The sequence below is a fragment of the Pseudolactococcus raffinolactis NBRC 100932 genome, assembly GCF_001591765.1.
In the GTDB taxonomy this organism is placed as follows: Bacteria; Bacillota; Bacilli; order Lactobacillales; family Streptococcaceae; genus Pseudolactococcus; species Pseudolactococcus raffinolactis.
In genome coordinates, this window is sequence record NZ_BCVN01000049.1 from 1 (window position 1) to 10,233 (window position 10,233).

Here is a 10,233-nt window from a genome sequence, read left to right on the forward strand (position 1 = left end):
CCATGATGAAACCAATCAGGTCTTGCTTGATTTTTTACAGGAAAATGGTAACAGTTGAATTTTAAGGTCTGTTTATATATAACATTAGCTCATTAGAAAAATAGAAGAACCGTATGGAATCAAAATGAATTCATACGGTTCTTCTATTGTTGTTCAACCTTTTACAGACAATTGGGGAGGTTACCCCTGTTTTCTAATAAATCGTTTGCCAATCTTAATCCAAGATAGGAAACTTAACAAAGCAACCAGCAGGAATCCAACCATAAGATGCCAGCCATTTTCCATTTCACCTGTTCTTGGCAATGTTCCACCAGTCGTTGGCAAAGCTTGCTGAACAGAATTAACTGGTTTGTAAACAAATGTAAAAGTTTGGGCTTGATCCGTGATGACCGCATTAATTTTATCGCTGAGGGAAATCAACTCATAACCGTCAATCATCGGTGCAGCACTTGAAATCACGTCACCATTTTTACCCGTGTAGACTGTTGCCGTTTTAATCTCTTTACCATTTTGGTCGACATAACGAACTGTGATCGGCGCTGGATCTTTTGTTTCAATCGTAGCATCTTCCGCAATAATTGTTGCTGTCGTCTGTGCTGTTACTTCTTTAATCAAAGCTCTGCCAAGTAGTGATTTGAAAGGCATTGCTTTAGTTAACGGATTAACATTTGTGAAGGTTACATCATACACACCTTCTGGTAATTCTTCAAAAGAATTTTCATCATAAACCTTGCCATCAATAATCGCCCAAAGTTTCGCACCATCTACTGCCACACCATTTTCATCATAGAGCACCGGTTCATGGTGTGTATGCTGCCATGAGTATGTTGAGCCTTTTATGATTCTCTTTTCAATGGGTTTCACATCAATTCGTGTCAAGTCTTTTTCGAAACGTGCATAAAGTGTTTGTGTCCCTGTCGCTGTATCAGTAATATTCGTAACGGCATTACCACCGCTTTCAGCATCATACCAACCTAGGAACTTATAACCAGTTTTAGACGCATCGCCAAAACTCGTGACTCCGATACCATAAGTGTAGGTCGTTGGATTAGTCGCATGATTGCTACCACCATCTAAGCTATAATTAATCACAAAGTCATTTGCTTTCCAGTTTGCATACAATATTTTGTCGCCATCGTCAGTGTCTGAAATGCTAGTAATGAGATTGCCTCCACTCGGTGCATCAAACCAGCCCAAAAATTGATAATTGTCACGTACAGGATCTGCGAAACTTGTGACACCCACGCCATAAACATATGATGTTGGATTATTGATATCATTCGTACCATTATCCAAGTCATAATCGATTTTGAATTCATCTGACTGCCATCTTGCGTAAAGCGTCATATCACTTCGCACGGGTGCACCTGTATTAGGATTGCCAGCTGTTGCAAAACTCCAAATATCACCATTAGCTGTCACCCATCCTAGAAATTGACTGAATGGTCTTGTTGGCTCAGGGGTTGGTAGATAGACACCTTGCCCATAATCCACTGTCTGTGAATTCGGAACTGGTGTACCACCTTTAGTATCAAAAGTCACCGTTACTTTGGGTAATGGTACATTGGTACCACTATACTGAATATCAAAGTTATTATAAGCATACGCTTGATTTTGACTGTAAGTTTTACCTACTTCAGATTTGTTAATCTTATCTGCATGCGTTATTTTATCTGTTTCACTTATGGCAGTTAGCGTCTTAGCAGTATTTCCTAAGAAAATTGTATTGGTTGTTTTGACTGCTGCGAGAAGTGACGCTTGATTAGCATGATTTCTTTAACCTATCCCACCACCATTTACAGGGGCGCTATTATTGGTAATACTAGAATCTGAAATTGTAATGGTTCCTAAATCAAAAGAGATACCACCACCACCACTAGTTGTCACACGGTAGTTAGCACTGTGAGGATAGCCACCAGCACTATTATTATCAATGATACTATTTCTAATTACTAAATCAACATGAGCATCTTCCATGGCAATACCGCCACCATCAGTACTAGAAGTGTTGCCTTGAATCAGACAATTTTCCAAGGTGACAAATCTTGCTTGGTCAATATCAATCCCACCACCAAAATTTCTCGAATAGTTATTAACAATATCAGCATATTTGATGACAGATGTACTCGCCGCATTTCCACCATGGATACATAGCGCACCACCACAACTTGCTGCTGAGTTATTTCTAAAGATAACGTGACGTGTTGCCGTTACTGTCACATTAAATTTGACAGTAGCGCCCGTTGAATAGACATGGACGGCGCCACCACTATTTGAATATAAGGCTTTGTTACCGTCAAAGATTGTACCTGCACCAATCTCTAGTGTCACATCAGTTGCCTCAACGGCACCACCATATTGCGAAGATGTATTATTTAAGAACTCTACATTGCTCGTACCATCTGTGGCAATATTAACTGTTCGCGCTTGTGTGTGAATTGCCCCACCTTGAGCAGAAGCACTATTATTCTTAAATTTGATATCGCCATTGATTTCAAGTGCGCTCGTCGTATTACCACCTCTGGACATAATGGCGCCGCCATTACTTGCTTTATTACTTTCAAAAGTGACATTGCCACTAATCACAGCATTACCACCGCCATAGAGCATCAGTGCGCCGCCCTCTTTGCCAGTCGTACCATTACCAGTGAAAGTGACCTTATCTTTGATTTCTGACTCAACATTTTGGAAGAATAGCGTACTGCCACCCCAGCCGTCTCCTACTACCATATTACCAGAGAAATTTGTTTCGCCTTCTATCGTAATCCATGCATTCCTAGCAGCAATAGCACCACCATAATAAGCTTGATTATTAAGAAAAGCCGAGGTTCCCTTAATTAAAACAGTCGCATAACCGATAGGTCCTACCGTACTATCATAAACATCTATGGCACCACCAAAATTTACACCCGTATTAGCTTGTGCACTTTTACAATTTTGAAATGTCGTGTTTGTAATGGTTAAAGATGACCGTTCTGCTGAACTACTATCGACACGCACACCACCTGGTTTGTTTTACCCTTCAATCACTAGGTTTTCTAATGTTAAATTAGCCCCTTGCAAAAGTTTAAAATGTCTTGCCGAAGGTGTGATTGTTACCTGATGAGGACCATTGCCATCGCTTGTAATCGTAAGTGTTCTGCCTGTTGCAATTTCTTTTGTCGCATCAAGCGTTATGTCAGCTGTTAAAATAATTTTAGTGACATTTTCATCTGCTAGGGCTTGGTCAAATTCTGCTAAGGTTGCAACAGACCGCTCACTTGGCAATGCGCGCACTTGTCGAGTTTTTGTAACGTTTTCGATAGACTGAGCAGGCGTTTTATCGATCTCTTCTTCATTTAGCGTTGACGCTAAATCTAAGTCTGGTTGCAAGCCAACAAAGGCAATATTTTGTACACTATCGCCTACTTGAACCTCTTGTATTACCGCCTTATCCACGTCCGTTGTCAAAACAGCATCGGTTTGAATGACTGCATCTATTTGGTCGAAATCAGTTGCCGCTTCATTTAAGGTGAGTAAAATCCCTTGATCCTGAATAACAAAACTACCGATAACCTCTCCGAGTTTGTTCACGACATCTTTAGGGGCAATTTGTTCAGCAGACCATGCGCCAATTTCAGAATTTTCTGGTAAAGCAAGTTGATAAACATCGCCTGCTCTTAATTTCAACCCTTTCAAAGCTTGCAGGTGAACTTCAGCTCTTAAGGCATAAGCACCTTCTACTTCTACAGGATTTTCCTCCGAAACAGCTTGATTTTCTAAATCCAAAAGCTGCCAGCTGGTCACTGGTGCTGTTGGAGGTGAGACATCCTCAGCAAAAACTGATGTCAATGGCAAGATAGCATTGAATACCAGAATTAAACCGAGGAAAAAAGAGATTAATTTACTTCTAATTAATTTTATAGACTTATTTTCAATCATGATGATATGCACACTTTCTATATATTTTTTACATACAAAAACTAATCCTTGATAAAAGTAGATACTTATTCAATGACTAATTTTAAGAATCATCCAGATAATTCAGGATATCCGAAATCACAACAGCTAATTTTACTGGTGGTTTTTGACAACTATTTGTGAAAACTGAATATATCTCTATGCTTACTAATCTCAAAATTGACACCAATTTAAACTTTCTAAACTTCCTAAACAATATTTCACACACTAAACACTCACTATATATTAATATATTAACATTTTTTGCTTATTTTTTCCAACTAAAACAAATATAAAATAATATATTCCCTTAACATTTTAAAATGATTTTATTATTATCTGCTGCTTCTATCCATTGAATTAATCACTTTTTATTTATTTTTAATATGTCTATTGAAATATTGCTTGTCACAAAATCAACTGCTAAATAATTCCTGAATGGAGGCAAAGCCCGACAATCACAAAAAATCGCCTGGGAAATTTTCCCACACGATTTATTATAGAGCCCAAAATAGTAGACCATTTTAGTAAGATTTCAAGCTTTACTGTCACTCCCTACAACTTTAATTTTGGCTGCGACCAAAGCATAGACTTCTTTCATACCAGCTTCACCATATTTTTTAGGATCGATGACTTTGTCATCTGCCAAATTGGCACGCGCACCCTTGGTATAAGCAATCCGTAAGTCTGTCGCATAATTGACTTTGCAAATGCCGCGTTTGATTGCTTCTCGAACTTGCTCATCAGGTACACCGGATGTACCATGCAAAACAAGCGGTACATCAACGACTTGACGAATTTCAGATAGGCGATCCACATCAATCTTAGGCTCACCTTTATAAATACCATGAATCGTGCCAACTGCGATAGCTAAAAAGTCCACATCTGTTTGTGCGACAAACTCCTTGGCTTCAGCTGGCTCTGTATAAGGGTTGTTAGAACCACCATCTAATTTATCTTCTTTACCACCAACTTTACCTAGTTCTGCTTCAACTGGAATATTATTAGGTTTGCAAGCATCAACAACACGACGACTAACAGCGACATTTTCATCAAATGGTAGATGACTACCATCAATCATAATAGACGTATAACCGGCATGTAAGGCTTGCATAGCAAGTTCAAAACTTGATCCATGATCCAAATGGATGGCAACTGGCACTTTCGCCATGTCTGCAATCGCTTTCACATTGGCGAAATACAACTCCAAAGTCGCATAGTCAACCGTTCCTGGTGTCGTCTGCAAGATAATTGGCGCATGCAAATCTTCTGCTGCCTTAACCGCAGCCATCGCCATCTCCATGTTCTCGATATTGAAAGCACCAACTGCATAATTACCAGCTTGGGCTTTCAGAATCATTTCTTTACTCGTTACTAACATATCTTGTTCTCCTTTTTTACTTTACTTCAGTAACCTTTATTTGACGGTAAAAGGTATCATAATTCGCCAGATTGACATGACCTGTTGTTGCTTCTTGGGCATTCAACATGCCCAGTACCATGGCTTTTTTCAAGTAATCTGTTAGAGGTTGCTTGTGATAAATGCCGGAAACTAAGCCTGCAACAGTTGAATCTCCAGAACCAACAGGATTTTTGACCTCTATTTTTGGAATATCAACCTTGTAAAATTTGTCGTCAGCTTTTACAAAAGCGCCGTCAGAACTTAAAGAAACAACAATGACCGGAATATCACGAAAGAGCTCCGACTGTAAACTGATTTTCAAATCCGTCAAATTCGTAATCTCAGGAATCCCTAAGAGACTTGCGACTTCTTCGGCATTTGGCTTGATCAGATACGGTTGATTAGCATGTTGAACCGCCGCTAATAAGGATGCCCCTGATGTATCTAAGACAACGGGAATGTTTTTTGCTTTAGCCATATCCAACAGTTGGTTGTAATAATCTGTCGGGGCACCCTTAGGTAGTGAGCCTGAAATTGACAAGACGGTTGCTTCTCTTAGTAGGGTATCTAAATCTTGATGAAATGCTACTAACTCGGCTTCTGATACTATAGGGCCACTTTCCAAAATTTCTGTCTGCTTGCCATCATGTAAAATGGCGACACAATTTCTAGTTTCTTCTGCTATTTTAGAGAAAGCAAAGCTAATGCCTGTAGCTGCTAAATTTTCCTTGATGAACTCACCTAAGGCACCACCAAGTAAACCAGTTGCAGTTACTGGATCATCGAGTTGATGCAAAACTCGGCTAACATTTAAGCCTTTTCCACCCGCTGTTTTACGGGCAATGTCACAACGATTGACCGTATCAACTTTAAATTCTCCTAAAGGATAAGAAATATCAATAGATGGATTCATCGTGATTGTAACAATCATTTATCACGCCCCTTTCATTTTTTATAAACAGATACACCATCTAAATATGTTTCTTCTAGGTCAAGCTTATCTGACAAAATGATGAAATCCGCTGCACGACCTAAACGAATACTACCGCAAACATGGTCAATGTGACAGCTTTTAGCTGGAACTTCTGTTGCCATATAGATGGCGTCAGAAACAGTTGCTAAGTCCCAATCGACCACATTTTTTACACCTTCAAACAATCGCAAGATGCTGCCTGCTAAACTGCCACCATTTTTTAAACGCGCTGCACCATCTTTAACGATGACCGGAAATTCTCCCAGGAAGTAATCCCCATCTGGCATGCCGCCTGCACGCATACAATCTGTAATCAAGGCAATGTTATCTGGTGTTTTCGCCTGAATCAACGCTTTAGCAGCAACTGGGTGAACATGATGACCATCGCAAATTAACTCTGCAACTGTTCCAACTGTTGTCATCGCCGCACCAACCATACCAGGTTCACGGTGATTTAGGCCGCTCATGCCGTTATAAGTGTGAACAAAAACTGAGGCACCAGCCTCTACAGAAGCTTTGGCTTGATCGTAAGTTGCATCACTATGTCCCAAGGCGACACTAACACCTTCATTAACGAGCGCTGCTGTAAATTTGGCTGCACCTTCTCTTTCTGGTGCAATCGCGATTTTTTTAATCATGCCACCCGACAAGTCTTGCCATTTTTTAAAGACAGCCAAATCTGGATCTGTGAAATAGCTTGGATTCTGTGCGCCTTTATGCTTTTCAGTAAAGAAGGGGCCTTCAAAGAATATCCCCTGAATTTTAGCGCCAGTCACTTCTTTATGATGTTGCCCAATCGTCTCACAGACTTCGTTCAATATCTCAACAGTTGAAGTCAAGGTACTTGGCAAGAAGCTTGTGACACCGCAGCTTAACAAGCCTTTAGAAATCGCTTCAAGTCCTGCTACATCATGATCCATCACATCATGACCATGATAGCCGTGAATATGCGTGTCCACAAGTCCTGGCGCTATCCATTTTCCGGTATAATCAAGAATTTCGCCTACTGGTTTTTCTTGGGTATAAGCACCGAAGACGCCGTCTTCAACTGCTAAGTACCCACCTGTCTCAACTGAACTTGGTAAGAAGAAACGGTCTGCATGTAGATAATATTTACTCACTTTAATCCCTCGCTTTATTTCTGCTGATTAGTTGTCAAATGAATGAATGGTAACACCTTGAACGACACGATTGACAGTCCCAGTCGCTGATGGCGTATCTGGTGTATTACCGACTTTAAGCGATGCTAGTAAAGAAACGGTTTGTGCAACGACGATACAAGGAAAGGCGCAGTAAGCTTCTGGCAAAAGTGGCAGACCTTTTTCAAATTCAATCGTTTCACCGCTAAAATCTTGTCCAACTTTAGGTTGGGCGATGGCAATGACTGAGTTTGCAATCCCATCTTGATCCATTTCATTTAAAATATCAAGGTCATATTGTCTAGAATAATCATCGTTGTTAACAAAGTCAAAGACCAGAGTTTTATCATTAATGAATGATTTTGGTCCATGACGGAAACCGAGTGAAGAATCGAAGATTGTCGCAACCTGACCAGCCGTCAATTCCAATACTTTGAGCTGAGCTTCACGTGTTAAACCAGCCAGAGCTCCTGTACCCAGATAAATGATTCGATTAAAATCACGGTTGATAATATCTGCAATTTCACATTCCCGATTGATGATGTCTTCTGCCATGGTCGCCATGGTCTTGACATAAAGTTGTTTGTTGGCATCAGTCGCTGTATCAAATACGAGTAAAGCCGTTAACATCATACAAGAAAAGCTACTTGTCATCGCAAAGCCCAAGTCAAGTGATGCTTCTGGTTGCAACAACAACAAGTTATGCTCATCATTTTCAGCAGCTTTTGCAAGCAAGCCTTCTTTCGCACAAGTAATCGAAATGTGTCGAATATTTTTGACAACTTGGTTGGCAATTTCAACAGCTGCGACACTTTCAGGACTATTCCCACTTCTGGCAAATGAGACCAAAATTGTCAAATCATCAGGTCGTAAATAATCTAATGGACTGCCAACAATATCTGTCGTTGCAATACTTTCGTAAGTAAAGTCTGAATCCCCTTGACGATTCAAGTAAGGAGTTATTGTATCCCCAACATAACAAGAGGTACCTGCTCCAGTAAAAATCACTCTGACTCTATCTGTCGTTGATGCCTTAACTTTTGCTAAGAATGCCTCAATCTCTGATTTTTGAGCCATGAAATTATCAAAGGCTTCTAACCACACTTTGGGCTGTTGTTTGATCTCAAGTGTTGTATGAATAGCGCCTAATTTTTCTAGTTCTTCTGTTGAATAGTTAAACATTTTCTTTCCTCCCTTGATTTGGTTCATCATGAGCTGTATCACACACCCATGCGAACCTTTGACTTTAAATACTTTAATTTAAGTATCATAGCTAGCATATCAGGCTATGTAGCACATGCCTTGTCTTTAGACTAGGCATGTAATTGTTGACTATGTGAATTTGACAATGCTGATTGTCAAACTTATACTTCTTTTTTATGATCTAAGATGGATTGTTTTATACTTGAATTGGTCGCCTCTTGCAACACTTAGAGTGTACTCTATAATTTCATTTTTTGAATTATAGGTTGTCCTCACAAGATTTAAGACAGGTGTCCCCTCATGAATATCTAAAAATTCACTGTCATTAATTCGCGCAATTCCTGCATAAAATTCCTCTTCTGCCATTTTCACGATTTGACCATAATCTTCAGAAAAGATCTCATAGAGTGGTTTCTCTGCCAAACGTTCTTCTGTCAATGATAGAAATAGTTTCAAAGGCAGATAAGTCTTCTCCAGCATCATAGGTACACCATCAGCAAGTCTCAAGCGTTTAATCTTGATCAATTTTTCACCTAAAGGTACATTCAGTTTATCCGCAAAATATTTACTGGCTTCAATCACTCGATATAGCAATATCTTTGTTTCGGGATATTTTCCCAAGGACTTCATCTGATCTGTAAAACTATATGCCCCTGATAAATTTGTCGCATGGTTTCGTAAATCAGAAACAAACGTTCCTTTACCATGTCTACGATAGATATAGTTCATCTGTTCCAATTCTTGCAAGGCTTGTCGAACAGTCGTTCGACTTACACCGTACTGGTCTACTAACTCTCGTTCTGAGGGTAGCAAAGAATCCGGTTCAAACTCGTTCTCTATTTTTCCTTTTAACAAATCAACCAATTGATCATATAATGGTCGCTTTCTATTTGATTTAACCATTTCTTCCTCCTTGTATGTGGTAATTACCACTAACAAGATTATACTATATTTCACTTCAAAGATAAAAAGATATCAGATGAATATTCAAAAATATCTAATTTTAAGATAAAACTTCCATCAAAAGGAGCTGATGCCTATTTTCTGAAGACTCCCCCTCACTGGACGATTACTGTGGCCAAATTGTTGGCCAAATACCAAGACCTGAACCTAACAAGCCAAGAATGAGTAGCAAGCCAATACATTTAAGTGGCGTGAAGTTTTTCTTAGCCATCAAGAGATACAGCAACAAAGTCAAAGCCAATGGAATGATTTGTGGTAAAATACCATCCAAAATCTTTTGAATATTGATGGTAACTGGTACTTTATTGTAATCATTGTAAGTGATTTGATAATCACCTGTGCCTAGATCTTTAACTTAAGAACCTTCTTGTAACGTTTCTTCATCGCCATCGACATAGAGTTTTTCACCATATCTCGAAAGACCTTCTTTACTTACCACAGTCGTAATCGCTGTTGCTTCGTTGGTTGTCCCATTTGGAATTTCAAGACCTAATTTTGTAGACCCGTAAACACATGTTAATGACCCAACGATAAAGATTCCCAAAATACTTGCTGCACGTGTAAATTCTTTAGCATTTTCTGTCAATACTGAAATGGCATTTGTGCCCAGTTTC

The 10,233-nt window shown here is 39.4% G+C and carries 8 protein-coding genes and 1 pseudogene; all 9 read right to left on the minus strand.

Annotated features, from left to right (window positions below; genetic code table 11):
• Positions 1 to 180 precede the first annotated feature (180 nt).
• The gene (locus LRA01S_RS09700; RefSeq protein WP_061775429.1) at positions 181 to 1,542 is read right to left on the minus strand and encodes an InlB B-repeat-containing protein; all 1,362 of its coding nucleotides are present in this window, start codon (positions 1,540 to 1,542) and stop codon (positions 181 to 183) included.
• 234 nt (positions 1,543 to 1,776) lie between these two features.
• Entirely contained in the window at positions 1,777 to 3,000 is a 1,224-nt protein-coding gene (locus LRA01S_RS09705; RefSeq protein ID WP_061775430.1) for a hypothetical protein, read from the minus strand.
• 15 nt (positions 3,001 to 3,015) lie between these two features.
• Positions 3,016 to 3,921, minus strand: a complete 906-nt coding sequence (locus LRA01S_RS09710; protein WP_061775431.1) for a pectate lyase-like adhesive domain-containing protein — start codon at positions 3,919 to 3,921, stop codon at positions 3,016 to 3,018.
• A gap of 553 nt (positions 3,922 to 4,474) precedes the next feature.
• Positions 4,475 to 5,320: a class II fructose-bisphosphate aldolase gene (locus LRA01S_RS09715; RefSeq protein ID WP_061775432.1), complete on the minus strand. Its 846-nt coding sequence runs from the start codon at positions 5,318 to 5,320 to the stop codon at positions 4,475 to 4,477.
• 16 nt (positions 5,321 to 5,336) lie between these two features.
• Positions 5,337 to 6,272, minus strand: a complete 936-nt coding sequence (locus tag LRA01S_RS09720) for a hexose kinase (protein ID WP_061775433.1) — start codon at positions 6,270 to 6,272, stop codon at positions 5,337 to 5,339.
• A gap of 14 nt (positions 6,273 to 6,286) precedes the next feature.
• Positions 6,287 to 7,435: an N-acetylglucosamine-6-phosphate deacetylase gene (gene nagA / locus LRA01S_RS09725; protein ID WP_061775434.1), complete on the minus strand. Its 1,149-nt coding sequence runs from the start codon at positions 7,433 to 7,435 to the stop codon at positions 6,287 to 6,289.
• Between the two features lie 27 nt (positions 7,436 to 7,462).
• Positions 7,463 to 8,635: an SIS domain-containing protein gene (locus LRA01S_RS09730; RefSeq protein WP_061775435.1), complete on the minus strand. Its 1,173-nt coding sequence runs from the start codon at positions 8,633 to 8,635 to the stop codon at positions 7,463 to 7,465.
• Between the two features lie 195 nt (positions 8,636 to 8,830).
• Positions 8,831 to 9,559 (minus strand): GntR family transcriptional regulator, encoded by a 729-nt coding sequence (locus LRA01S_RS09735; RefSeq protein WP_061775436.1) that lies wholly within the window; start codon positions 9,557 to 9,559, stop codon positions 8,831 to 8,833.
• Positions 9,560 to 9,725: 166 nt separating this feature from the next.
• Positions 9,726 to 10,233: pseudogene (locus tag LRA01S_RS11465) on the minus strand (PTS system mannose/fructose/sorbose family transporter subunit IID); the annotation flags it as partial.